The sequence below is a fragment of the Paenibacillus sp. FSL F4-0097 genome (genome assembly GCF_038593125.1).
In the GTDB taxonomy this organism is placed as follows: domain Bacteria; phylum Bacillota; class Bacilli; order Paenibacillales; family Paenibacillaceae; genus Paenibacillus_AQ; species Paenibacillus_AQ odorifer.
On record NZ_CP151965.1, the window covers coordinates 132955 to 158332 of the forward strand.

Below are 25378 nucleotides of genomic sequence, written 5' to 3' on the forward strand. Positions count from 1 at the left end.
ACCTAATGAGCATTTTAATAGAATCATATTTTTGCCTAGTAGATAGACTAGGAAGAACTCATTTAAAAATTGAATAGGTGGTTATTACATGGATCTTCAAATTTCCGATCTGGAAGAAATGAAGCTGACCGAGTTATATAAGCTGGCCAAGAAATACCAGATTCCTTATTACGGACAGCTGAAGAAACGGGAACTGATCTTTGCGATCCTTCGGGCACAGGCAGAGCAGAGCGGTCTCATGTTTATGGAAGGCGTACTAGAAATTTTGCCTGAGGGCTATGGATTTCTTAGGCCGATTAACTATTTGCCCAGCGCTGAAGATATTTACATCTCAGCTTCACAAATTCGTAAGTTTGATCTCAGAAGCGGAGATCTTGTGTCTGGTAAATGTCGGACACCAAAAGAAAATGAACGATATTTTGGCCTGCTTCAAGTCAATGCCGTTAATGGCGAGAACCCTGCTAGTGCAGCGGAGCGTCTTCATTTTCCAGCATTAACACCACTTTATCCGCAAGACAAGCTACCGCTTGAAACATCCCCTACTCATTTGTCTACCCGAATAATGGATTTGCTCGCTCCTGTAGGATTGGGGCAGCGGGGTTTGATTGTAGCACCTCCAAAAGCAGGAAAAACGCTCCTCTTAAAAGAAATAGCCAATAGTATTTCCACTAATAATCCTGAGATTGAGCTCTTTGTATTGCTGATTGATGAACGTCCTGAAGAAGTAACCGATATGCAGCGTTCTGTAAAAGGCGAAGTGGTTGCATCGACGTTTGATGAGCTTCCAGAGAATCATATTAAAGTGGCTGAGCTTGTGTTGCAAAGGGCACTTCGTTTAGTTGAGCACAAGAAGGATGTAGTTATTCTTTTGGATAGCATTACGCGTCTGGCGCGTGCTTATAATCTGGTGGTTCCACCATCTGGACGTACACTTAGCGGGGGGATTGACCCGGCGGCTTTTCACCGGCCGAAGCGGTTTTTTGGTTCTGCACGGAATGTGGAAGAAGGCGGCTCATTAACTATTTTGGCAACAGCATTAATAGATACTGGCTCGCGTATGGATGATATTATATATGAAGAATTTAAGGGTACCGGTAATATGGAGCTTCATTTGGACCGCAAATTGGCGGAACGCCGGATATTCCCAGCTATCGATATTCGTCGTTCAGGTACACGTCGCGAAGAAGTGCTCTTGAGCAAAGAAGAACTGGATACGATTTGGGCGATTCGCAAAAATATGAACGAATCCTACGATTTTGTGGAGGGATTCATCAAAAAGCTGCGTGATACGAAGACTAATGCTGAGTTCTTGGCATCCTTTGACGTTGCCGGGGCAAAAACAACACCAAACGGGACTGCAAGTAACGGGGGCACCTCCAACAGTGGTACAGCTGCTCGTCGTACCACGCGGGCGAAGACACCTTCAGTACCTACAACTTGAGAATTGATAATAAGAGGAGACTAACATGTATTTGGTATATGCCGACGGGCAAGGAAACGTATATGATCATCCCGAACTGTACGGGCTAGCTCGTAGCGGGGATATGATTGTTGAAATGCTGGAGGAAGAATTAATTCCATTACCAGAAGGTGCTACGCTCGTGGGCTTGCCTAGTACACGTGCTGTGGGTATGAATCCTGAGACGGGTGAAATGATGTCTTTGCCGGAAGGCTCGCAGGCTGTCGGAGCGCTGCTGCCGCAAGGCTATACTCGTCTATGTCTTCCTGGTTATGTGAAGACAGATAAGTCTTATAAGCTTCCTCTGTTTGGGTATTCGGCTGTAGTGTGGAAGGATGGCGGGTTCTATGTTGCGGCAGACCCTACCGATAATCCAGAGAAATGGAATCCACTTAATTGTGACAAAGAAGATCTTGAAGTCAGCGTTGGTGAGATGACAGCCAAATATCCTGATAACCGTCTCTATGAGCATCTTTCTAACTGTGCGCTTGGCTATGAATGCCTGACTTCCTCCAATACCTTTTTAGGGCGTTGGGAGGGCGGTGTACCCGTCTCTTATTCATGTAATGCTGGATGTTTTGGCTGTATTTCTGAGCAACCTGATGATAGCGGCTTTGTATCTCCGCAGACTCGGATGAATTTCCGGCCTACGGTCAACGAAATTTCACAAGTTATGTTGGAGCATTTAAAGACGCCTGAATCGATTATCAGCTTTGGACAAGGCTGTGAAGGGGAACCTTCCACGCAGGCAAAACTTATTATAGAAGCTATTCGTGAAGTGCGCTCGATTACTGATATGGGCTATATCAATATCAACACCAATGCGGGATTAAGCGATCATATGCGAGGAATCGTTGATGCTGGGCTCGATTTGATGCGTGTCAGCACAATCAGTGCCCTTGATGACCATTATAATGCTTATTACAAACCACGCGGTTATACATTGGCCAATGTAGAGAAATCTTTGAAATACGCTGCTTCGCAGGGGGTTTACACATCGATCAATTATCTAATCTTCCCTGGAGTGACTGATCGCGAAGAAGAGATTGAAGCGATGCTGGAGTTTGTAAGACGTACTGATCTGAGGCTTATTCAGATGCGTAATCTAAACATTGACCCGGAGAGCTATTTAGAGTTGATTCCTCCTGCCCAGGGTGAAATCCTTGGGATGAAGACGATGCTTGATATTTTCCGCGATGAACTGCCGGATGTAGTTATAGGCTCTTATACACATGTGCCACCAGCAGATATGGCGCGGGCTAAGCGGCGGGGAATCAATATTTAAGCGGCTAAAATGTAAAAATGAAACATATTGCCCAATTCGATATTTCGTGCTAAAATACCACAGTGTAATCATATAACTCTGGGTCCGCATGAGGCTTAGGGCATGAGAGGTGAAATTCAAAATGCAAGAAGCAATTCAACCAAAGTATAATGTAACTAAGGTAACCTGCGCATGTGGCAACACTTTCGAAGCTGGCTCTGTTAAACAAGAGCTTCGTGTCGAAATTTGCTCCAACTGCCATCCGTTCTTCACTGGCAAGCAGAAGTTCCTGGATGCCGGCGGTCGCGTAGATAAATTTAAGAAGAAATATGGTATCTAATTTGAACAGTCGCTTTGCGGCTTAACGGTTAGATTGAGCCCCCAGCTGTATAGCTGAGGGGCTCATTTTATGTCTTGGAGTTGATTTTTGTCCGAGCGTGAGCTATACTTATCTTCGCCGTGCTAGACGGGGAGGTAGCGGTGCCCTGTAACTCGCAATCCGCTGTAGCGAGGTTGAATTCCTGTTAGAGGTGCTATCGATGTGAGGCCTTGGTTCCTACGGGCTGTGTTGACAGTTGGGTCCTCCGCAATGAGTGCTTATGAACCTGGTCAGGTCCGGAAGGAAGCAGCCATAAGTAAGATTACTCTTGTGCCGGAGGGTGGCCTAACTCGAGCAGTCATGTAGGGTTGCCGCTTGGATCGTAGCCATCAATAACAGGTGCACGGTTTATAATTCTGTTTATCATAGCATCTTTGCCACAAGCAAAGATGCTTTTTGTTTTTGGTCAATAGCCGATGAATATAGTATAATAAATTTGCGACAAATGCCGGGAAAGCGGCAGCTTAAGAGAGGGTAATGCATAGTGGAACATATCGCGCTGTACCGTGCTTGGCGGCCGCAGTCGTTTCAAGACATGGTTGGACAACAGCACATTATCCAAACGCTGCAGAACGCAATTCGTGAACAGCGGGTTTCGCATGCCTATCTGTTCAGCGGTCCGCGGGGAACTGGTAAGACAAGTGCTGCTAAAGTCTTAGCTAAAGCGGTTAACTGTGAACGTGGGCCAGGTCCGGAACCTTGTAACGAATGTCCATCCTGCCTGCGAATCGCTGCGGGTAATGTAATGGATGTGCAGGAAATAGATGCGGCATCAAACCGGGGCGTAGAGGAGATCCGTGATCTGCGTGAAAAGGTGAAGTATGCACCTACCGAGGTACGCCGTAAAGTGTATATCATTGATGAAGTGCATATGCTGACTACAGAAGCTTTTAATGCTCTATTAAAGACGTTGGAGGAACCTCCGTCACATGCGATGTTTATTCTTGCGACAACGGAACCTCACAAATTGCCAGCGACAATAATTTCCCGTTGTCAGCGTTTTGACTTCCGTAGAGTGGCGTTAGAAGAACAGACCGCCCATCTGACTGCTATTTGTGAGAAGGAAGGGATTACAGCGGATAACAACGCATTGCAGTATATTGCCCGTCTATCTGATGGCGGTATGCGTGATGCATTGAGCTTGCTGGATCAGATTTCATCCTTTACAGATGGTAATGTTACGTACGAACAAGTGTTAGGAATGACAGGAGGAATTCCCTCCGAGCAATTTGCACGTCTTGCCACTGCCATATTGGAAGGTGATATGGGTCTTCTTCTGGAGCTCGTTGAGCAGCTTATGCATGAAGGTAAAAGTGCAGATAAATGCCTAGAGAATCTCATGTATTATTTCCGAGATTTATTGATGATTAAGATGGTACCCGAGGCCGATCAATTAACAGAGCGGGTGCTGAATCCTGCTGAATTTAAAGATATGGCCACCGCATTTTCTCGGGAGCGTCTATTTCAGATTGTAGATACAATCAATAAATACCTAGGTGAAATGAAATACGCAACACATCCTCAGACACTGTTTGAAGTGGCGCTGATGAAGCTTTGCAGCTTGCAGCAAGAGGTAAGTCAGAGCGCCGCATTTGCTCCGTTAGGTGAAACAAATGCCGGAGTAGGCGCGAATAATTCGAGCGTTGACTCTGGTGAACTGGATCTTCTCAAAAGACAGATCGCAGCACTGGAGAAGAAGCTGGAACAGGCTATGCAATCCGGTGGTATTTCCGGAGGAGGGCGTGATGGTGCTCCTGCACCGAAATCGCATGCGGTTCCAACACCGCGGGTTTCTTCAGCCTCAAAAATGCCTCCTAACGTAGATAAGTTTATTGCTGGTAAAGATAGTCCCGATTTTGCAGCAATCTATAAACAGTGGAGCCTTGTCCTGCAGGGAGTAAAAGAGGAAAAGGTAACGGTTCATGCATGGTTTGTAGACGGTGAGCCAGTATCGATTATGGAGGATGCGGTGCTTGTTGCATTCAAGAACACGATTCACCGCGATACTACTGAGAAGCCGGCAAACAGACAGGTTATTGAGAGTGTGCTTGCAGCGCGTCTAGGCAAACCTTATAGACTTGTAACCATGATGCTTCGTGACTGGAATGAAGCTGCCCAGAAGTCTGTGGGACAGACTGGCAAAGAAGAACTGCAGCTGGAGCATGAACACGATACTGCAGAAGCTAAACCTGAACCTTGGATTGATGAGGCTATCCAGCTTTTTGGAGAAGACCTTGTTGTCATAAAAGAGTAATATAAACATACTAGCGCTAATTGCGCATTCCAAAGGAGAGACGAAGTATGAATAATATGAACCAAATGATGAAGCAAGTTAAGAAAATGCAGGAGCAAATGCTCAAAGCTCAAGAGGAACTCGGAGGCAAGGTTATTGAGGGTTCATCAGGTGGCGGCGTAGTTACTGTCCAAGTAAACGGCCACAAAAAATTGCTGTCTATTCAAATTAAACCGGAAGCCGTTGATCCGGAAGATGTTGAAATGCTGCAAGATCTTGTAATCACTGCTGTAAATGATGCATTGACTCAAGCTGAAGAGCTTGCTAACAATGACATGGGTAAATTCACTGGTGGAATGAAGATCCCAGGCTTGTTCTAATAGCCCACTCCACTTCAGTCTAAAGGAGAATTATTAATTTGTATTATCCCGAACCGCTAGCTAAGCTGATCGATGCTTTTACGCGTTTGCCCGGGATTGGACCGAAGACAGCCGCCCGGTTAGCTTTTCATGTGCTTAACATGAAAGAGGATGAAGTCATTGATTTTGCAAAAGCGCTAGTAAGCGTCAAACGCAATCTTCACTATTGCTCGGTCTGCTGTAATATTACGGATACGGACCCATGTAAGATATGTCAGGACAAAACTAGAGATCCTTCAGTGATATGTGTGATACAAGACTCTAAGGATTTGGTGGCTATAGAACGAACCAAGGAGTTTAATGGGTATTACCATGTTCTTCAGGGCGCAATTTCACCTATGGAAGGTATCGGCCCTGATGATATTCGCTTGAAAGAATTATTGACCCGTCTGAGTGATGAGAGAGTAAGCGAGCTTATTATGGCGACCAACCCCAACATCGAGGGAGAAGCAACGGCGATGTACATTTCTCGTCTTGTTCGGCCGTTTGAGATTAAAATCACCAGGATAGCTCATGGCTTGCCTGTAGGTGGCGATCTTGAATACGCTGATGAAGTTACCTTGTCCAAAGCGTTGGAAGGCCGTCGCGAGCTATTCTAGCAGCTCTATAGTGGTATTTTTCAAAAAGGAAGCCCTCGGGTTTCCTTTTTTTTGTTCTAAGTTTGTCCCTATCCCGATATGAATGAGAATAACGAGATGTGTATTTTGCATCAAAATTATTCTGAGGAGGAATTGAAATGGGATGGTGGAGAGAGCTGTGGCGGGGAGTGGATAAGGAACAAGGCAAAAAGGAAAGTGAGGGGTGGGAAACCCTCTTAGAGGTCCGTAAGGCGCATTCAGAGTGGGAGAGGGCTTACCTGATGTTCGACGAGGCGTTGGGACAGGATCAGATAGATTACGCGATATATATTTTGGAGGCGGCAGAACGTAAATATCAGATACATCTCAAACATGCAAAAAGCTTAGGGTTGAACAGCAGTCAAATTTAAGGGCTTGTAAATAATTGTATAAGGGGGATCTACATGCTTAGAATGGTAGCTATGGGCGTATTGATATTATCCGTTATCTTATTAGGTTTAGTTATATTTAGAAAAAAGCTGGGTTTTGGGTGGCTAAGTTTATTTGGGGTTCATTTGGTATTGGCTGCACTTGGGATATATGTAGTGAACTTCTCAGGTTTGCTCACGCAGGTGTATATCCCTTTGAACCCTGCAACTATAGGCGCAGTAACGGTTCTTGGGCTTCCTGGCGTGGTTATGTTGCTCGGATTAAGAATAATTTTATTTTAATGCTTGACGTGGCTTTGAAAAATATGATACATTAAGTCTCGCCCGTTTGGACAAGCTGTTGATTAACAACTTGCTGAAATGGTCAAGCAAAAAAAGAAATTAAAAAAATGCTTGACGAAAACAAAGGCACTGTGATATATTATAAAGGTCGCTGCTGACAAGCAACGACGACGAAAGATGAGACATTGATCTTTGAAAACTGAACAACGAGTGAGTAGGAAATCACGCAAGTGAAATCCAAAATTAGAGAATTAATTTTCTCGTCAGATGTTTCAAAATGAGCATATCGCTCTTTTCAATACTAATTGGAGAGTTTGATCCTGGCTCAGGACGAACGCTGGCGGCGTGCCTAATACATGCAAGTCGAGCGGAGTTATTTTGAAAGCTTGCTTTCAAAATAACTTAGCGGCGGACGGGTGAGTAACACGTAGGCAACCTGCCCTTCAGACTGGGATAACTACCGGAAACGGTAGCTAATACCGGATAATTTCTTTTTTCTCCTGAGAGAAGAATGAAAGACGGAGCAATCTGTCACTGAGGGATGGGCCTGCGGCGCATTAGCTAGTTGGTGGGGTAACGGCCCACCAAGGCGACGATGCGTAGCCGACCTGAGAGGGTGAACGGCCACACTGGGACTGAGACACGGCCCAGACTCCTACGGGAGGCAGCAGTAGGGAATCTTCCGCAATGGGCGAAAGCCTGACGGAGCAACGCCGCGTGAGTGATGAAGGTTTTCGGATCGTAAAGCTCTGTTGCCAGGGAAGAACGTCCGGTAGAGTAACTGCTACCGGAGTGACGGTACCTGAGAAGAAAGCCCCGGCTAACTACGTGCCAGCAGCCGCGGTAATACGTAGGGGGCAAGCGTTGTCCGGAATTATTGGGCGTAAAGCGCGCGCAGGCGGCTATTTAAGTCTGGTGTTTAAACCTTGGGCTCAACCTGAGGTCGCACTGGAAACTGGGTGGCTTGAGTACAGAAGAGGAAAGTGGAATTCCACGTGTAGCGGTGAAATGCGTAGATATGTGGAGGAACACCAGTGGCGAAGGCGACTTTCTGGGCTGTAACTGACGCTGAGGCGCGAAAGCGTGGGGAGCAAACAGGATTAGATACCCTGGTAGTCCACGCCGTAAACGATGAGTGCTAGGTGTTAGGGGTTTCGATACCCTTGGTGCCGAAGTTAACACAGTAAGCACTCCGCCTGGGGAGTACGGTCGCAAGACTGAAACTCAAAGGAATTGACGGGGACCCGCACAAGCAGTGGAGTATGTGGTTTAATTCGAAGCAACGCGAAGAACCTTACCAGGTCTTGACATCCCTCTGAATCTGCTAGAGATAGCAGCGGCCTTCGGGACAGAGGAGACAGGTGGTGCATGGTTGTCGTCAGCTCGTGTCGTGAGATGTTGGGTTAAGTCCCGCAACGAGCGCAACCCTTAACTTTAGTTGCCAGCAGGTAATGCTGGGCACTCTAGAGTGACTGCCGGTGACAAACCGGAGGAAGGTGGGGATGACGTCAAATCATCATGCCCCTTATGACCTGGGCTACACACGTACTACAATGGCCGGTACAACGGGAAGCGAAGCCGCGAGGTGGAGCCAATCCCATCAAAGCCGGTCTCAGTTCGGATTGCAGGCTGCAACTCGCCTGCATGAAGTCGGAATTGCTAGTAATCGCGGATCAGCATGCCGCGGTGAATACGTTCCCGGGTCTTGTACACACCGCCCGTCACACCACGAGAGTTTACAACACCCGAAGTCGGTGGGGTAACCCGCAAGGGAGCCAGCCGCCGAAGGTGGGGTAGATGATTGGGGTGAAGTCGTAACAAGGTAGCCGTATCGGAAGGTGCGGCTGGATCACCTCCTTTCTATGGAGAATCGTTCTCTGCAATGAGGACATTCAAATCGGAAGCTCAGCTTCCAAAACTCAGGTTTAGGCCTGTTACTCACTCGTTGCTCAGTTTTGAGAGTTTAAGCTCTCAAGTAAGACTTGATCCTTGAAAACTGGATACCGAAACGAATTTGCGTTTTAGAACATCTTTTAGCAACTTGTGCAAACAAGTAAATGTTATTAGTGAGATTTTTCTTCGGAAAAATCAAGGTTAAGCTAATAAGAGCACACGGAGGATGCCTAGGCGCCAGGAGCCGACGAAGGACGTGGCGAACAACGAAACTGCCTCGGGGAGCTGTAAGCAAGCTTTGATCCGGGGGTGTCCGAATGGGGAAACCCAGCTGTGGTAATTCGCAGTTACTCATTTCTGAATACATAGGAAATGTAGAGGCAGACCAGGGGAACTGAAACATCTAAGTACCCTGAGGAAGAGAAAACAATAGTGATTCCGTCAGTAGCGGCGAGCGAACGCGGAACAGCCTAAACCTAAGAGCTTGCTCTTAGGGGTTGTGGGACGTCTCACATGGAGTTACAAAGGAATATGGTAGGTGAAGAGGTCTGGAAAGGCCCGCGATAGAGGTAAAAGCCCTGTAACCTAAACTGTGTTCTCTCCGAGACGGATCCCGAGTAGTGCGGGGCACGTGAAACCCCGTATGAATCCAGCAGGACCATCTGCTAAGGCTAAATACTACCTGGCGACCGATAGTGAAACAGTACCGTGAGGGAAAGGTGAAAAGCACCCCGGAAGGGGAGTGAAATAGAACCTGAAACCGTGTGCTTACAAAAAGTCAGAGCCCGATCTATGGGTGATGGCGTGCCTTTTGTAGAATGAACCGGCGAGTTACGTTTAACATGCAAGGTTAAGCCGAGAAGGTGGAGCCGCAGCGAAAGCGAGTCTGAATAGGGCGAATGAGTATGTGGACGTAGACCCGAAACCGTGTGATCTACCCCTGTCCAGGGTGAAGGTGCGGTAACACGCACTGGAGGCCCGAACCCACGTACGTTGAAAAGTGCGGGGATGAGGTGGGGGTAGCGGAGAAATTCCAATCGAACTCGGAGATAGCTGGTTCTCCCCGAAATAGCTTTAGGGCTAGCCTCGGTATAAGAGTAGTGGAGGTAGAGCACTGATTGGGTGCGGGGTCCGCAAGGATTACCAAGCTCAGTCAAACTCCGAATGCCATATACTTATTGCCGGGAGTCAGACAGTGAGTGCTAAGATCCATTGTCAAAAGGGAAACAGCCCAGACCATCAGCTAAGGTCCCCAAGTGTGTGTTAAGTGGGAAAGGATGTGGAGTTGCACAGACAACCAGGATGTTGGCTTAGAAGCAGCCACCATTGAAAGAGTGCGTAATAGCTCACTGGTCGAGTGACTCTGCGCCGAAAATGTAACGGGGCTAAACACACCACCGAAGCTATGGCTAGATACGTATGTATCTGGGGTAGGGGAGCGTTGTGTAGGGGTTGAAGGTGTACTGAAAAGAGCGCTGGACACTACACAAGTGAGAATGCCGGTATGAGTAACGAAAAGATCAGTGAGAATCTGATCCGCCGAAAGCCCAAGGTTTCCTGAGGAAGGCTCGTCCGCTCAGGGTAAGTCGGGACCTAAGGCGAGGCCGAAAGGCGTAGTCGAAGGACAACAGTTTGAAATTACTGTACCACCGTAATCCGCTATGAGCGATGGGGTGACGCAGGAGGGTAGTGACGCGGACTGATGGATGTCCGTCTAAGCAGTGAGGCTGATGTGTAGGCAAATCCGCACATCGATAAGGCTGGGCTGTGATGGGGAGCGAAAATTATAGTAGCGAAGGTCATGATCTCACACTGCCAAGAAAAGCCTCTAGCCAGGAGAAGGTGCCCGTACCGCAAACCGACACAGGTAGGCGAGAAGAGAATTCTAAGGCGCGCGGAAGAACTCTCGTTAAGGAACTCGGCAAAATGACCCCGTAACTTCGGGAGAAGGGGTGCCCCGGTAGTGTGAATAGCACGAGGGGGCCGCAGTGAAAAGGCCCAAGCGACTGTTTAGCAAAAACACAGGTCTGTGCGAAGCCGCAAGGCGAAGTATACGGGCTGACGCCTGCCCGGTGCTGGAAGGTTAAGGGGAGTGGTTAGGGGTAACCCGAAGCTATGAACCGAAGCCCCAGTAAACGGCGGCCGTAACTATAACGGTCCTAAGGTAGCGAAATTCCTTGTCAGGTAAATTCTGACCCGCACGAATGGCGTAACGACTTGGGCGCTGTCTCAACGAGAGATCCGGTGAAATTTTAATACCTGTGAAGATGCAGGTTACCCGCGACAAGACGGAAAGACCCCATGGAGCTTTACTGCAGCTTGATATTGAATTTGGGTACGATCTGTACAGGATAGGTGGGAGCCGTAGAAATCGGAGCGCAAGCTTCGGTGGAGGCGCCGTTGGGATACCACCCTGATCGTATCTAGGTTCTAACCTAGTACCCTTATCGGGTACGGGGACCGTGTCAGGCGGGCAGTTTGACTGGGGCGGTCGCCTCCTAAAGAGTAACGGAGGCGTTCCAAGGTTCCCTCAGAATGGTTGGAAATCATTCGCAGAGTGCAAAGGCATAAGGGAGCTTGACTGCGAGACCTACAAGTCGAGCAGGGACGAAAGTCGGACTTAGTGATCCGGTGGTACCGCATGGAAGGGCCATCGCTCAACGGATAAAAGCTACCCTGGGGATAACAGGCTTATCTCCCCCAAGAGTCCACATCGACGGGGAGGTTTGGCACCTCGATGTCGGCTCATCGCATCCTGGGGCTGAAGTAGGTCCCAAGGGTTGGGCTGTTCGCCCATTAAAGCGGTACGCGAGCTGGGTTCAGAACGTCGTGAGACAGTTCGGTCCCTATCTGTCGTGGGCGCAGGAAATTTGAGAGGAGCTGTCCTTAGTACGAGAGGACCGGGATGGACGTACCGCTGGTGCACCAGTTGTTCCGCCAGGAGCATGGCTGGGTAGCTACGTACGGACGGGATAAGCGCTGAAAGCATCTAAGCGTGAAGCCCCCCTCAAGATGAGATTTCCCAATTAGTAAGACCCCTTGAAGACGACGAGGTAGATAGGTTGGAGGTGGAAGTGCAGCAATGCATGGAGCTGACCAATACTAATCGGTCGAGGGCTTATCCTATACTTAGAATGCAGATTTGTTTCGGATTCAGTTTTCAGGGAGTCAAATTCCTGTTTGGATTGCTGTGGTACTGATATCGTTTGGAGAGATACCCAAGTGGCTATAAGGGGACCCTCTGCTAAGGGGTTAGACTGCGTAAGCGGTGCGTGGGTTCGAATCCCACTCTCTCCGCCATTTTCAATCCATAGCAATACTAATTATTGTGGCGGTGTAGCTCAGCTGGCTAGAGCGTACGGTTCATACCCGTGAGGTCGGGGGTTCGATCCCCTTCGCCGCTACCATAATACCTGGAGGCTTAGCTCAGCTGGGAGAGCATCTGCCTTACAAGCAGAGGGTCGGGGGTTCGATCCCCTCAGCCTCCACCATTTTCATCTTTTTAGAATTGCTTTTACACCGTGCCGGTGTAGCTCAACTGGTAGAGCAACTGACTTGTAATCAGTAGGTTGGGGGTTCAAGTCCTCTCGCCGGCACCATTTTTATTTAATGCGGAACCGTGGTGTAGTTGGCCTAACATGCCTGCCTGTCACGCAGGAGACCGCGGGTTCGAATCCCGTCGGTTCCGCCATTTTTTCCACAAAATGAGTGGGAAGTGTAAGACTTTTCCGCTTAATTGTCATGTAATCTTATGGCTCGGTAGCTCAGTCGGTAGAGCAGAGGACTGAAAATCCTCGTGTCGGCGGTTCGATTCCGTCCCGAGCCACCTTTTTTGGGGGATTAGCGAAGTGGCCAAACGCATCAGACTGTAAATCTGCTCACGTACGTGTTCGGTGGTTCGAATCCATCATCCCCCACCATTTATGAGCCATTAGCTCAGTTGGTAGAGCACCTGACTTTTAATCAGGGTGTCGAAGGTTCGAGTCCTTCATGGCTCATCCCAAACAGAAAGTCATCACCTTAGGGTGGTGGCTTTTTTTGTGTTTTTATGTCGTATTATAGTAGCGCGCTGCTGTAGTGATTAACATAATATTAGAGAATATGCTAAAATAGGCGAAAAGAGCAAAAGTGGTGGAGTATGGTGACTATGGATAGCGAAACATTGCGGAAAAAGTTAGAGCAGCTCACCGGAAAGAAAACCGGAATCAAGCAGTTAGGGAGGCAACATTCAGCTTCTCTTTTTAGCCTGGGATTGGAAGCACAAGAACAGCCGGTAATCCATGAGGGTCATCTTTGGGCACCATTATATGAGACTGATGGACGTGTAACCGCTGTCTGGGTGGAATTGGATGGACTTAACTCTTTGGAAATACAATTAGTGAATTATGCGGTTCGAAACTTTGCAATTGCACTAAAAGCTACTGGGGTTAGAGAAGAAGGGGAAGCGGAGGCTCGGCAGCTGGGTACCTGGTTGAACACCGAACTGGAGCAAGAGAAAAATGACTCTGAGATACCCGATGAGATGGCTCTAAAGGGACGTTTATTCGGAGATATGGTTCCATTCCTACTTAGCAGTGAGAATGCACATAGCCCGCAGATCACTTATCGTTCCTTAATGAAGCTGTTGCGCAGCTATTTTGAGAATGAAATTCTGCTTATACCTCTTCAAGAAAAAGAATGGTTAATATTGGCCCGGAAGGAATTACTCACGGGCGGAGATGATAAGGATGAGGAAGAAGAGAGCGTAGATGAAATTCTGGCTCAGACAAGCATGGGCTTACACGAACTGATAGCCAGCGAATGGGTAGGTGTATTCCATTTGGCTGTAGCTCCGGCTATCGTTCCTGTTAAGGGATTGACGGGATCCGTGGCCTTGCTGAGAGAGACTATTGTACTCGGACGAATTTTCCAAGTGGGTGAATATATTCATTTACCTTGGGAGCTGCATTTGGAACGTTTGGTTAACAGCATTCCTGATGCACGGCGTAAACAGTTACTTGGACAGATTGGCGACTATTCTTCCGTATTATCAGATAAAGAAATGCTGATGACTCTGGAGACGTTTTTTGAGATGGATTGTAATGTAAGTGAAACAGCCAAGAAGCTATATATTCATCGCAACACGCTTTTATACCGTCTGGACAAGATAAAGCAGGAGACGGGTGCCGATGTGCGTAGCTTTGGGGACGCTGCTATTGTGAAGCTTACTATGCTTTTGTATAAAGTGACGAAAAGGAAATAGGTTTTTTGTGAACGTTACAAATAGCCACCGTGTCCCGTCTAGGGTAATATAAATGTACAAGGAAAAAAGAATTTTTCAATTAATCAATAATTAACTCGAGGGGGAAATACAATGGCAGGCGTACGTTTAGAGCATATTTTCAAAAAATACCCGGGTTCAGATAAAGCAACAGTAATGGATATCAATCTTGATATTAAAGATAAGGAATTTCTAGTATTGGTTGGACCATCCGGTTGCGGTAAATCCACAACTTTGCGTATGATTGCTGGTCTGGAAGAAATCTCCGAAGGTAAAATGTACATTGGCGATCGTGTAGTCAACGACGTTGCACCTAAAGACCGCGATATCGCGATGGTATTCCAATCCTACGCCCTGTATCCGCATATGAGCGTATACCAAAACATGGCTTTCGGTTTGAAACTTCGTAAAGTGAAGAAAGATGAAATCGACAAGAAAGTACGTGAAGCTGCTAGAATTCTCGATATCGAGCATTTGCTAGATCGTAAACCAAAAGCACTTTCCGGTGGTCAACGCCAACGTGTAGCTTTGGGACGCGCTATCGTACGTGATCCACAAGTCTTCTTGATGGATGAGCCTCTTTCCAACTTGGATGCTAAACTTCGTGGTCAAATGCGCGCTGAAATCACTAAACTGGTTAAACGCCTTGAAACCACTTGTATCTACGTAACGCATGACCAAACAGAAGCTATGACAATGGGTGACCGTATCGTAGTTATGTATGATGGTATCATTCAACAAGCTGCTTCCCCTGAAGAGTTGTACAATGAACCAACTAACCTGTTCGTAGCTGGATTTATCGGATCCCCTACAATGAACTTTATCAATGGTACTTTGTCCGAAGCAAACGGTTCTGTCCGTTTCCGTGCTGAGAACCTTGATGTTGAAGTACCAGGCGGAAAAGCTCAAATCATCCGCAGCAAAGGCTACATTGGCAAAGAAGTAATTATGGGCGTTCGTCCAGAAGATATCCATGAAGAGCCAGTATTCTTGGAAGCTTCCCCGAACACAATCTTTACTTCATTGGTTGATGTAACTGAAAACCTTGGTCACGAAATGCTCCTTTACTTGAGCGGCCTTGGTAAATCTACTGTAATCGCTCGTGTAGATGGACGTTCCACTACTCGCGAAGGCAGCAAGCCAAAATTGGCTATCGATATGAACAAAGTTCACTTCTTCGATAAAGAATCCGAAGTTAACATTCTGTTGGGATAAGATCGCAGGATCTTTTCTCTCTTGATAAAGCCACCCGAAAGGGTGGCTTTATTGTTTAATTAGGGTCGTAATGGATAGGCGTTAAGATTGCATTCACAAGCGTTATCAATTAAGATAGCAGGAGAATTACCTCCGGAATTGTAATGAGATCGCTGTCAACCGGACGCAGTAAGCGGACATATACCGCAGGTGACGAAAGGACGAATTTACATGGCTAAGAAAGTAAAAGTATCTGAATTGGTACAACATTTTCAATTAGAGGTTATTTCCGGCCAGGAAGGTCTAAAGCGACCTATTACGGTCGATGACCTGAATCGCCCTGGACTAGAGATTGCTGGTTATTTCGAATATTATCCGGAAGAACGTGTTCAACTATTAGGTAAGACAGAACTCGCATTCTTCTCCATGCTGCCTGAAGCTGAACGTAAAAGTAGGCTTCGTGGAATCTGTAATGACAATACACCTTGTATCGTAATTACCCGTAGTTTGGATGTGCCACAGGAGTTAATTGATATAAGTAATGAAAAGGGACTTCCTGTGCTTCGTAGCTCGATGGCTACGACTATTTTCTCCAGCCGTTTGACGAGCTTCTTAGAAGGGAGATTAGCCCCTACAGCAACGATTCATGGTGTACTCTGTGATGTATATGGTGTAGGTATGCTGATTACTGGTAGTAGTGGTATTGGTAAGAGTGAGACAGCCCTTGAACTTGTAAAACGTGGACATAGACTGATCGCTGATGATGCCGTGGAAATCCGCCAGACTTCAGATAACCAGCTGCATGGTACAGCCCCTGAGTTGATCCGTCACTTGTTGGAAATTCGCGGAGTAGGTATCATTAACGTAATGACACTTTTTGGTGCGGGTGCTATCCGTAATCATAAACGGATTACACTTGTCGTTAGATTAGAGGCTTGGCAGCAAGACAAGCAGTATGACCGGCTTGGACTTGATGAGGAAACGACGCGGATTATTGATACCGATGTTCCACTTGTAACCATTCCTGTACGTCCAGGACGTAACCTTGCCGTTATTATTGAGGTTGCTGCGATGAACTATCGCCTGAAGCAAATGGGCTTTAATGCAGCCCTGCAGTTTACGAATAAGTTAACTGCGACCATATCTGAGGATATGGACGATCTCGATTAGGAGTGTGAGACAATGTTCCCATTAGCAATAGATCCTATTGTATTCTCAATTGGATCACTGCCTGTACACTGGTACGGGTTAATACTAGGGGTCGGTGCACTCGCGGGATTATTTCTTGCGATCCGCGAGGGCAAACGGTTCGGAATCCCGCAAGAATTCTTTATGGATATGCTGCTACTGGGTGTACCCTCGGCAATTATAGGGGCACGGATTTATTTTGTAGCTTTTAAATGGGACGATTATAAGCAAAATCTGATAGACGTCTTTAAGATCTGGAATGGCGGCATCGCCATTTACGGCGCATTAATAGGAGCGATTATTTGCGGAATTATTTATTTCCGTTATAAGGGTTACCCTTTCTGGCGTATTGTTGATATTTGCGCACCTGGACTACTGGCGGGTCAAATGATTGGCCGCTGGGGAAACTTTGTCAACCAAGAGGCATACGGCAGCGTAGTTGAGGAATCTTTTTTACGGGATAAACTGCATTTACCTGACTTCATCGTTAATCAAATGTACATAGGGGATGCTTTTCATCATCCGACTTTCCTGTATGAATCTCTTTGGAGCTTACTAGGGATTGCGTTATTGATGGTTCTCCGTCGTCAGAAGTTTGTACGTGCTGGAGAAATCTTCATGTCTTACTTTATATGGTATTCCATCGGTCGGTTCTTCATCGAGGCTGTGCGTACTGACAGTTTAGCTTTTAACGGAAGTGCAGGACTGGCTTCGTTTATAAATGGCTTATGGAGTCCGATGGAATGGTTAGGTTTTGAACAAGGATATCTGGATCCTGCCTATGGTAATATTCGTATTTCTCAGCTGCTTTCTCTACTGATTATTGTGGCAGCTATATTGCTGATCGTTATTCGCAGAGTAACCGGAGAGCCTAAAGCACATTATTCTGACCCTATCGTATGTACTAAACCGATCCAAGCAGATACTGTAGTGCCAGAAAGCGCAGTAAATACACCGCAGAAAACTCGTCAAGGAACACAACCTGAGCAAGGACAGCCAGCGGATGGAGATAAGAAGGAGCAGTAAAACTTATGATAGAATGCGTTCTTTTTGATCTGGATGGAACGATTGTCGATACGAATGAGCTAATCATTAGTTCATTTATGTACGCGCTGAAGGACAATGGTCTGGCTCCACTGACCAGAGAAGAGATAATTCCGCATATGGGAACAACCCTTCAGCAACAGATGAGAGTATTCTCTGGACTAGAGGATGTAAATGGTACGTTAGAAAAGTCCTATCGTTCTTATAATAATGAGCATCATGATGAGTTAGTGCGGTCCTTCCCGCTTGTAAAGGAGACCATTGAGGAGCTCTCGCGTCGTGGGATCAAACTTGGGATTGTAACTACTAAGATCCGTCCAACAACGATCAAGACTCTGGAAAGGTTCGATTTGCTTAAGTACATGGATACGATTGTGACTGTGAACGATGTTACTGAACCAAAGCCACATCCGGAGCCCGTTCTGACAGCGGTCAAAAACCTTGGCGTTGATCCTCGTAAAACCTTAATGATAGGTGACAGTGCGGTTGATATTCAATCAGCCAAAGCTGCCGGTGTATACGCTGTTGGAGTATCTTGGTCTTTGAAGGGCGAGGATACGCTCCGCAAGTATGATCCGGACTTTATCATCCATAACATGAAGGATATTATAGAAATAATGGAGCGAGGAACGAATGAATCGTGAGAAACGTAACCCGTTATCCAGTAGAAGGTCATAACTCACTTTGGTATATTTACCGTACGGTCAGCCCTTGGAAGGGTGTCCGCAACTTTATTTTTATTCAGATTGCCCGCTATTGTCCGATTCTACCGTTAAAGAATTGGATCTATCGACGGATGCTGGGGATGAAGGTTGGTAAACACACGGCTTTTGGTCTTATGGCAATGGTGGATGTGTTTTTTCCGGAGAAAATAACGGTAGGTGAGAATTCTATTATTGGTTATAACACGACGATTCTGGCGCATGAGTATCTGATCAAGGAATATCGCCTGGGCGAAGTGGTGATCGGTGAAAATGTATTGATCGGCGCGAATACAACGATTCTTCCCGGTGTAACCATTGGAGATTGGGCAGTTATAGCTGCTGGCTCCGTGGTGCACAAAAATGTGGCAGCTGGCTCTTTTGTCGGAGGCAATCCACTGCGAGAGCTGCGCCCCTCTTCAACGGAAGAACATGCGGAACAAGTGTAAACGATGCTTTTTTAACCCTGCAGTTACATATTGCGTTTTTTTAGCGCAGGTTCTGCAGGGTTTCTTGCGTCTTAGAGAAGATTATTAAGGAAACTTTAAGTTCTTCTTAAGTTTTTAGAACAGATACATTCGATATAATTAGCGTTAGTGATAAGGCGAATCCCACGCTAGGCATTCAGCTTCAAATATCAGAATGTAAAATCAGCAGGTGCAGGCTTCCTGGTATTTTCAGTTTCCACATTCCGCTTAGCGTCTCTATGAACAACCATCATAGTAGAGAAGAGGAATATAATATGAACACTGCGAGACAGGAAAGGCTGCCCCAGCTGGATATCTTCAGAGCATTAGCGATCTTAGGCGTATTGCATGTGCATTCCTCATCCTTTGCCGCTGGAGAGCAGGCACTGCATTCACCTTATTATTACTGGCTGAACTGGATCAACATTTTCTTTAAATTCGGTACGCCCTCATTTATTTTTCTGAGCAGCTTTGTATTGTTTTATAATTATTATGGGCGCCCTGTGACACGCAACTTGATTATTAATTTCTACCGTCGTCGATTAAAGTATATTTTATTGCCTTATCTGCTAGCCTCTATGGGCTATTACGCACTAACCTTATATGTGAACGGACGATTGACCCAGAACCTCGGTGGCAACCTGTACAGCTTTATTAGAGCGTTATTCTCAGGTTCCGCATATGCGCATTTGTATTTTGTATTTATCAGCATTCAGTTTTATTTGCTTTTTCCAGTACTGCTTAAGCTACTCCAGAGTTCCCGCTTTTTAATAAAATGGGCGATTCCACTCGGATTGGCACTTCAGTGGGGGTTTATTTTCTGGAATAAATACGAACTGCACATTGTTGAAAAAGGGAGCTTGGCGATCTCTTATCTGGCTTATTATATGATGGGTGCTTATATCGCAATTCATTTTGAGAAGGTGAAGACGTGGCTGATGAAGCCATGGAGGCAGCTAACTGCCAAGCAAAAAGGATGGACTGCCCTATTAGTGAGCGGGTGGTTAATTGCTGCCTTTATCCATGTGCAGCTATGGTATGTGGCCCGCCATATTGGGGTGTGGACGGATTCGTTGTGGTACGAGCTATTATGGAATGTCCATACGATGTTATCAGCATTGGTTCTGTTGTATGCTACATTTCTGATCTATCGTAAGGCTCCTCGCGGGATTGTTGCTTTTTTTACTCGTTTGGGTGAACTCTCCTTTGCGATATATTTGATTCATCCGCTATTGCTGGCGGTATATCGCAGGTTCAGATATCATATTCCCCTAGAGTCGCTAACATATGTTTTGTTCATCTACGGAGGGCTTGTGGTCGCACTGGGAGGGAGCTGGCTTATTGTGCAGTTTGCTTTCCGGCGAGTTCCGGGATCATGGATTATTTTTGGAAGCGTGCCTCGCTCTTTGGAGTCCAGTCCGCAGGAAAAGTCAGGTTATATCCCTGAGGAACGGGCAAAGGGATTCGTGCAGCAGGAGAAATAACGTTAAAAGAAGGTCTCATACACGCACACGCTTAAACGTGGGAAGGTAGCCTTCATAATACTTGATTAAAAAGGCATCACTTCGATGCGGAGCTTAACAGGAGGAAAGATTATGAGACAAAAAGAAAGAATTCCGCAGCTGGATATTTTTCGGGCGATTGCTATTTTTGCAGTGCTGGCTATTCATGCTACTTCACGAACGTTGGCGGAGACACTAGGCACAAACATGTTTCATCCGTTCTTATTTATTAATAAATTCAGCCAGTTCGCCGTACCTTCATTCATATTTTTGAGTGGGTTCGTGCTCTTCTATAACTATATTGACCGTCCGCTGGGTGGCAAAACGCTAGGAAAGTTCTACTCTAGAAGGCTGCTTTATATTATTGTGCCTTATGTAGTATTTTCACTGCTGTATTTTGCGTTAAAAATGAATGCCGGGAATACTTGGGGCTTACCTCCGGGGGAGATGGCTTCTAAGCTATGGAAGTATTTATGGACAGGAACGGCATATACGCATCTGTATTATATTATTATCATTATTCAGTTTTACGTGTTATTTCCGCTTATTTTGTGGTGCTTGCAAAAGGTTCGTCATCTGGCGGCTTGGGCGCCGCTGATCGGGTTATTACTACAGTGGGGTTTTGTGCTGCTGAATAAATACATGACCAATCATGGGTATTGGCAGTTATCCAAGGGGAGTCTGGCGATTACTTATTTCTCGTATTTCCTGCTGGGTGCTGGGATTGCGGTGTATTATTCTTCTTTGAAAAAATGGCTAGTGCCTTCACGTGAAGGCTGGCGCGCCGGTAAAGGTCCGGTTTGGATTACGTTGTGGTTGTTATGGATTGTAGCAGGGGTTGTTCATGTTGAGCTATGGTTTAACAACTACACGAAAAAAACTGTCATCAACAGCTTATGGTATGAGGGTTTCTCTAATCTGCATGCGCTACTCTCTTGTGTGGTGCTGTTGCAAATCTCCTTCTTGCTCTATGGAGCGGGTCGTAGCTTGCTGACAAGACTTTTGGTATCCGTAGGAGCATGCTCCTTCGGGATTTATCTATTGCACCCTATGCTGCTATATTTCTATAGAAAATTACCGTTTCACGGGGGTTCTCTTGCGTACATCGCAGCGATTGCAGGAGGATGGCTTGTTGCGCTGCTGGTCTCATGGCTGGCAGTGGCTCTCGTCTTCCGGTATGTGCCTGCGTCTTGGATTATTTTCGGATCAGGCGCACCAAAGAAAGCTAAAACAGGTTCCCAAAGCGCATAGTTTACTGCTAGGTAATATAAAAGCGTCGGTCTCCCGTATGTGCGGGTTGACCGGCGCTTTTTATTTTTTGCTCTATTCTCCAGCTTGTTCCCGCTGAAACTCCGCAATAGCTTGATACTGGCTTTCCAGACTACGGTAGACGGAAATATAAATCGGCAGCAGCTGCTTGTACACTTTGGTATGTTCATCAATCGGATCATGCTGGTAAGTTGAGCCGATCATGTCGAATACAACATCGAAGGAGTCCACACGGCCCGTTGCGTAAAGACCAAGCACTACTGCTCCGAGGCAGGAACTTTCGATACTCTCCGGAATGATGACCTCTTGATCAAAAATATCAGACATCATCTGCCGCCAGACTGAGGAGCGGGCGAAGCCGCCTGTAGCCAGAATTTTGCTAGGACGCCCGATTTGCTCTTCCATAGCCAGCAGAACCATATACATATTGAAAATTACGCCTTCTAGTACCGAGCGAATCATATGCTCCTTATGGTGATTCATAGAAAGGCCGAAGAAGGAGCCACGAGCATCAGGATTCCACAGCGGTGCCCGTTCACCAGTTAAGTAAGGATGGAACAGAAGACCACCGCTACCTGCCGGAACTTGTTCCGCGATGCGAGTTAGAACCTCGTAAGGGTCAATGCCAAGACGTTTGGCGGTTTCGACTTCAGAAGCAGCGAACTCATCCCGTACCCAGCGGAACAACATACCGCCGTTATTAACGGGTCCTCCGATCACCCAATGTTTTGGGGTTAAGTTATAACAGAAGGTCCGTCCTTTAGGGTCGGTAAGCGGGTGTTCCACTACGGTGCGAATCGCTCCGCTTGTTCCAATCGTAGCAGCCACTACACCGGGTTTAATCGCGCCTACGCCAAGGTTGGACAAGACGCCATCACTGGCTCCTACGACAAAAGGTGTGGCCGGGAGCAGTAACAGCTCCTCTGCTAGACCGGGAAGCAGGCCTTGCATGATCTCTGTGGTGGGAACAAGCCGTGAGAGTTGATCTGGTGAAATATGGGCTATCTCCAGGGCCTCTTTATCCCACTCCAAAAGTTCAAGGTTGAGCATGCCTGTAGAAGAGGCAATGGAATGATCAATGATGTATTCGCCGAACAGCCGAGCGAATATGTATTCTTTTATAGAAATGAATTTATAGGTTTGTTGGAACAACTCAGGCTGCTCTTCCCGAAGCCACATTAGCTTGGTAATCGGTGACATAGGATGAATAGGCGTTCCTGTGCGCAAATACAACTCATGTCCGTTAAACTCGTTCTTCAGGCGAAGTGCAGACCCGGCACTACGGTTGTCAGCCCAAGTGATGCAGGCAGTAAGTGGTTTACCTAGCTGATCAATTGCAATGACACTGTGCATGGCTGAACTGAAAGAGACGAATAGGATCTTATCTGGAGTTACGGCGCTTTGCCGCATGACATTAGAGATGGTATGAAAGACTGCACCTAGGATTTGCTCTGGGTCCTGCTCCGCTATAGAAGGGGAGGGTTGATGCAAGGGATAACCCATATTCGCTTGTGAAACTATGGCTCCATTCTCCTCGAAGAGAACTGCCTTTGTACTTGTAGTACCAATATCAACGCCAATCATATAGGATTTAGTCAAGCGTTAGCCCTTCTTTCTAGGTGAAAGTATATTTTTAGAACACCAATTACAAAATTATGAAGTACAATCGTATTAGCTCATTATAGTATTCGATAAGCGGGGAGGCAAAAATAAAGAAAATGCCAAACGCTCGACTAAGGGTTTGATTGACGAAAAAGCAGTGAACATGATACGATATTGAAAATACTTTAATTTGCTACCACTTTACCATAGTAAAGTAAACATAAACAGTATCTAATGATAACTGACGAGGTGAACAATGAAGATGTCCAAACCAAAGGGATTTGAGAAGCCGTCTGGCGTTCGGGACTATCTGCCCCGGGCCGTAACGAAATTACGCAAAATTGAGAACGATGTACTGCATTGCATGAGTCGCTGGGGATATCAGCAAATGATGACTCCAACGTTGGAATATTACGATACAGTTGGCGTGGCTAGCTCTACGTCCGACCAGAAGCTCTATAAATTACTTAACAATCGTGGTCAGGCTTTGGTGCTTCGATCAGAAATGACTGCCCCGGTTGCCCGTGTTGTTGCCTCTCTATTGAAGGATGAGCCACTGCCATTGCGTCTGTCATATCACGCGAATGTATTCCGTGCTATTGAGGAAGAAGCGGGGCGGGAAGCGGAGTTCTTCCAGACAGGTGTAGAGCTGGTAGGTGATGATTCACCAGAGGCCGATGCGGAGGTAGTGGCGCTTGCTATTTCTTCGCTGCAAGCCGCGGGTGTGAAGTCTTTTAAGATCGCTATGGGGCATGTAGGCTTTCTGAATGGGTTATTTCAAGAGGCACTTCCTGAACTGCCTGAGGCTCAAGAGGAGCTGAAAAGTCATTTGCTGGGCCGTGACTATGTTTCTTTCCGGGAGACTTTACGGCGGCTGGATCTTACAGAAGCGCAGAAGAACGAACTGGATGGTCTGCTGCGTCTGCGCGGAGGCAAGGAGATTTGTGGACAGGCGCTAGAGCTGAGCAATCATCCGCTCGCGCGTCATTCGATTGATCATTTGTGCAAGGTGTGGGAGGTGCTGGTCTCTTACGGCGTATCACAGCATGTACTGATTGATCTGACGATGATCGGGGACTTTTCCTATTATACAGGCATGACTTTTGAAGGTTATGCAGCGGAATTAGGATTTCCGGTATGCAGCGGTGGTAGATACGACAATCTGCTGCAACAGTTTGGGCGTCCGATCCCATCCACAGGATTTTCCTTAAAAACGAATCGCATCCTGGATGGTGTAACTGGAGTGGTCGAAGAGGAAGAGCTGCCTATTTTGATCCAATATGATGCGATTCGCAGAAAAGAAGGCTTGGAAGAGGCAACACGCCTGCGGTCAGAGGGTCATGCAGTCGTTACTAGACTTGCTGCAGGTCCAGAAGAGCTTGAAACGGTGAAGCGTTTGGATACGGACACGGTTGAAGCAGAGGGTGTACGGTACGGTGAAATCTATACATTCGTATCTTTTGTAAGTGAGCATGGCTGAGGATATCGCTAGTACAAAAAGCGATTAACATAAATTTTGCATGGAGATGGAAAAGGAGGCAACTTAACAATGGCACAGATATTGAAGGTGGCTATGCCAAAAGGCCGGATTTACGAAAAGGCTGCTGAGCTGTTCCGCCAGGCAGGTCTTCCGATTCCACCGGACGGTGAGGCATCACGCAAGCTTGTTATTCCACTGCCTGAGGCAGGGATGGAGTTTATATTGGCGAAACCAGTAGATGTACCTACATATGTAGAATATGGCGTGGCGGATATTGGGATCGTGGGCAAGGATGTTTTGCTGGAGGAAGATCGTGATGTATACGAGCTGCTTGATCTTGGCATTGCCCGCTGCCGGATGTCTATCATCGGATTGCCGAACTGGCAGCCGGGGATTCAGCAGCGTGTAGCGACGAAATATCCGAATGTAGCTTCAAGGTATTTTAGGGAGCAGGGCCAACAGGTCGAGGTCGTGAAGCTGAATGGATCCATCGAGCTTGCACCACTAATTGGTCTGGCCGATCGTATCGTGGATATGGTAGAGACCGGGCAAACGCTGCGGGACAACGGATTAATCGAAATGAAGAGTATATTCGAAATTACAAGCCGCCTGGTGGCGAATCGTGTGAGCTATCGGATGAAAAATGAAGAGATACAGCAACTGTGTGACCGACTACAGGCAGTTATAGGGCAACCTAATTTGCGGTAGGCGGCAACAGATGTTAGGGGTAAAGGGA

General features: G+C 46.8%; 19 protein-coding genes, 8 tRNA genes, 2 rRNA genes and 1 other RNA gene. 29 read left to right on the top strand and 1 reads right to left on the bottom strand.

The window, feature by feature from the left end; all coding sequences use genetic code 11:
• Window positions 1–88 precede the first annotated feature (88 nt).
• The 27 genes from rho to MHH86_RS00750 all read left to right on the top strand — a co-directional run bounded on the left by rho (window position 89) and on the right by MHH86_RS00750 (window position 21542).
• A complete protein-coding gene (gene rho / locus MHH86_RS00620; protein ID WP_036679930.1) occupies window positions 89–1441 on the top strand; it encodes a transcription termination factor Rho in 1353 nt (450 codons plus the stop codon).
• A gap of 25 nt (window positions 1442–1466) precedes the next feature.
• Window positions 1467–2744 carry a radical SAM protein gene (locus tag MHH86_RS00625; RefSeq protein WP_036679929.1) on the top strand — a complete coding sequence of 426 codons (1278 nt, stop codon included), beginning with the start codon at window positions 1467–1469 and terminating at the stop codon, window positions 2742–2744.
• A 121-nt stretch (window positions 2745–2865) separates the two neighbouring features.
• Complete coding sequence (rpmE, locus tag MHH86_RS00630) at window positions 2866–3063, top strand: 50S ribosomal protein L31 (RefSeq protein WP_036679927.1); 198 nt, start codon at window positions 2866–2868, stop codon at window positions 3061–3063.
• A 117-nt stretch (window positions 3064–3180) separates the two neighbouring features.
• Window positions 3181–3449: signal recognition particle sRNA large type (gene ffs, locus MHH86_RS00635), an RNA gene on the top strand.
• Between the two features lie 137 nt (window positions 3450–3586).
• A complete protein-coding gene (gene dnaX / locus MHH86_RS00640) occupies window positions 3587–5356 on the top strand; it encodes a DNA polymerase III subunit gamma/tau (RefSeq protein ID WP_036679925.1) in 1770 nt (589 codons plus the stop codon).
• 47 nt (window positions 5357–5403) lie between these two features.
• Window positions 5404–5715: a YbaB/EbfC family nucleoid-associated protein gene (locus MHH86_RS00645; protein WP_036679924.1), complete on the top strand. Its 312-nt coding sequence runs from the start codon at window positions 5404–5406 to the stop codon at window positions 5713–5715.
• A gap of 38 nt (window positions 5716–5753) precedes the next feature.
• Window positions 5754–6353, top strand: coding sequence for a recombination mediator RecR (recR, locus tag MHH86_RS00650; protein WP_036679922.1), 600 nt, complete (start codon window positions 5754–5756; stop codon window positions 6351–6353).
• A gap of 137 nt (window positions 6354–6490) precedes the next feature.
• Entirely contained in the window at window positions 6491–6742 is a 252-nt protein-coding gene (locus tag MHH86_RS00655; RefSeq protein ID WP_036679920.1) for a DUF2508 family protein, read from the top strand.
• A gap of 33 nt (window positions 6743–6775) precedes the next feature.
• A complete protein-coding gene (locus MHH86_RS00660; protein ID WP_036679918.1) occupies window positions 6776–7042 on the top strand; it encodes a pro-sigmaK processing inhibitor BofA family protein in 267 nt (88 codons plus the stop codon).
• A 302-nt stretch (window positions 7043–7344) separates the two neighbouring features.
• A 16S ribosomal RNA gene (locus tag MHH86_RS00665) occupies window positions 7345–8902 on the top strand.
• A gap of 232 nt (window positions 8903–9134) precedes the next feature.
• Window positions 9135–12061: ribosomal RNA gene (locus MHH86_RS00670) — 23S ribosomal RNA — on the top strand.
• The 16S and 23S rRNA genes sit together here with 8 tRNA genes alongside, the layout of an rRNA operon.
• An 82-nt stretch (window positions 12062–12143) precedes the next feature.
• A tRNA-Ser gene (locus MHH86_RS00675) sits at window positions 12144–12235 on the top strand.
• A gap of 30 nt (window positions 12236–12265) precedes the next feature.
• Window positions 12266–12342, top strand: a tRNA-Met gene (locus tag MHH86_RS00680).
• An 8-nt stretch (window positions 12343–12350) separates the two neighbouring features.
• A tRNA-Val gene (locus tag MHH86_RS00685) sits at window positions 12351–12426 on the top strand.
• Between the two features lie 32 nt (window positions 12427–12458).
• A tRNA-Thr gene (locus MHH86_RS00690) sits at window positions 12459–12534 on the top strand.
• A 14-nt stretch (window positions 12535–12548) separates the two neighbouring features.
• Window positions 12549–12626, top strand: a tRNA-Asp gene (locus MHH86_RS00695).
• Window positions 12627–12688: 62 nt separating this feature from the next.
• Window positions 12689–12761, top strand: a tRNA-Phe gene (locus tag MHH86_RS00700).
• A gap of 8 nt (window positions 12762–12769) precedes the next feature.
• A tRNA-Tyr gene (locus tag MHH86_RS00705) sits at window positions 12770–12855 on the top strand.
• Window positions 12856–12860: 5 nt separating this feature from the next.
• A tRNA-Lys gene (locus MHH86_RS00710) sits at window positions 12861–12933 on the top strand.
• 149 nt (window positions 12934–13082) lie between these two features.
• The gene (locus tag MHH86_RS00715; RefSeq protein ID WP_036687042.1) at window positions 13083–14177 is read left to right on the top strand and encodes a helix-turn-helix domain-containing protein; all 1095 of its coding nucleotides are present in this window, start codon (window positions 13083–13085) and stop codon (window positions 14175–14177) included.
• A 111-nt stretch (window positions 14178–14288) separates the two neighbouring features.
• Window positions 14289–15410 (top strand): sn-glycerol-3-phosphate ABC transporter ATP-binding protein UgpC, encoded by a 1122-nt coding sequence (gene ugpC, locus MHH86_RS00720; protein ID WP_036687044.1) that lies wholly within the window; start codon window positions 14289–14291, stop codon window positions 15408–15410.
• Between the two features lie 210 nt (window positions 15411–15620).
• Window positions 15621–16559 carry an HPr(Ser) kinase/phosphatase gene (gene hprK, locus MHH86_RS00725; protein ID WP_036687047.1) on the top strand — a complete coding sequence of 313 codons (939 nt, stop codon included), beginning with the start codon at window positions 15621–15623 and terminating at the stop codon, window positions 16557–16559.
• A gap of 12 nt (window positions 16560–16571) precedes the next feature.
• On the top strand, window positions 16572–17603 hold the full coding sequence (gene lgt, locus MHH86_RS00730; RefSeq protein ID WP_036687048.1) for a prolipoprotein diacylglyceryl transferase: 1032 nt from the start codon (window positions 16572–16574) through the stop codon (window positions 17601–17603).
• Window positions 17604–17608: 5 nt separating this feature from the next.
• Window positions 17609–18265, top strand: coding sequence for a pyrophosphatase PpaX (gene ppaX, locus MHH86_RS00735; RefSeq protein WP_036687051.1), 657 nt, complete (start codon window positions 17609–17611; stop codon window positions 18263–18265).
• Window positions 18262–18771: an acyltransferase gene (locus MHH86_RS00740; RefSeq protein WP_170914218.1), complete on the top strand. Its 510-nt coding sequence runs from the start codon at window positions 18262–18264 to the stop codon at window positions 18769–18771. The genes ppaX and MHH86_RS00740 overlap by 4 nt, the downstream gene beginning before the upstream one ends.
• A 293-nt stretch (window positions 18772–19064) precedes the next feature.
• Window positions 19065–20273, top strand: coding sequence for an acyltransferase (locus MHH86_RS00745; RefSeq protein ID WP_036687056.1), 1209 nt, complete (start codon window positions 19065–19067; stop codon window positions 20271–20273).
• Between the two features lie 111 nt (window positions 20274–20384).
• Entirely contained in the window at window positions 20385–21542 is a 1158-nt protein-coding gene (locus MHH86_RS00750) for an acyltransferase (protein WP_076272828.1), read from the top strand.
• A gap of 72 nt (window positions 21543–21614) precedes the next feature.
• Here MHH86_RS00750 and gntK read toward each other — a convergent pair whose 3' ends face one another.
• Entirely contained in the window at window positions 21615–23144 is a 1530-nt protein-coding gene (gntK, locus tag MHH86_RS00755) for a gluconokinase (protein WP_342479774.1), read from the bottom strand.
• Between the two features lie 280 nt (window positions 23145–23424).
• Between gntK and MHH86_RS00760 the strand changes: the two genes are divergently transcribed.
• Together MHH86_RS00760 and hisG are read left to right on the top strand one after the other, a co-directional pair.
• Window positions 23425–24642 carry an ATP phosphoribosyltransferase regulatory subunit gene (locus MHH86_RS00760; RefSeq protein ID WP_036687060.1) on the top strand — a complete coding sequence of 406 codons (1218 nt, stop codon included), beginning with the start codon at window positions 23425–23427 and terminating at the stop codon, window positions 24640–24642.
• A gap of 69 nt (window positions 24643–24711) precedes the next feature.
• Window positions 24712–25350 carry an ATP phosphoribosyltransferase gene (gene hisG, locus MHH86_RS00765; RefSeq protein WP_036687062.1) on the top strand — a complete coding sequence of 213 codons (639 nt, stop codon included), beginning with the start codon at window positions 24712–24714 and terminating at the stop codon, window positions 25348–25350.
• The last annotated feature ends 28 nt before the right edge of the window (window positions 25351–25378 follow it).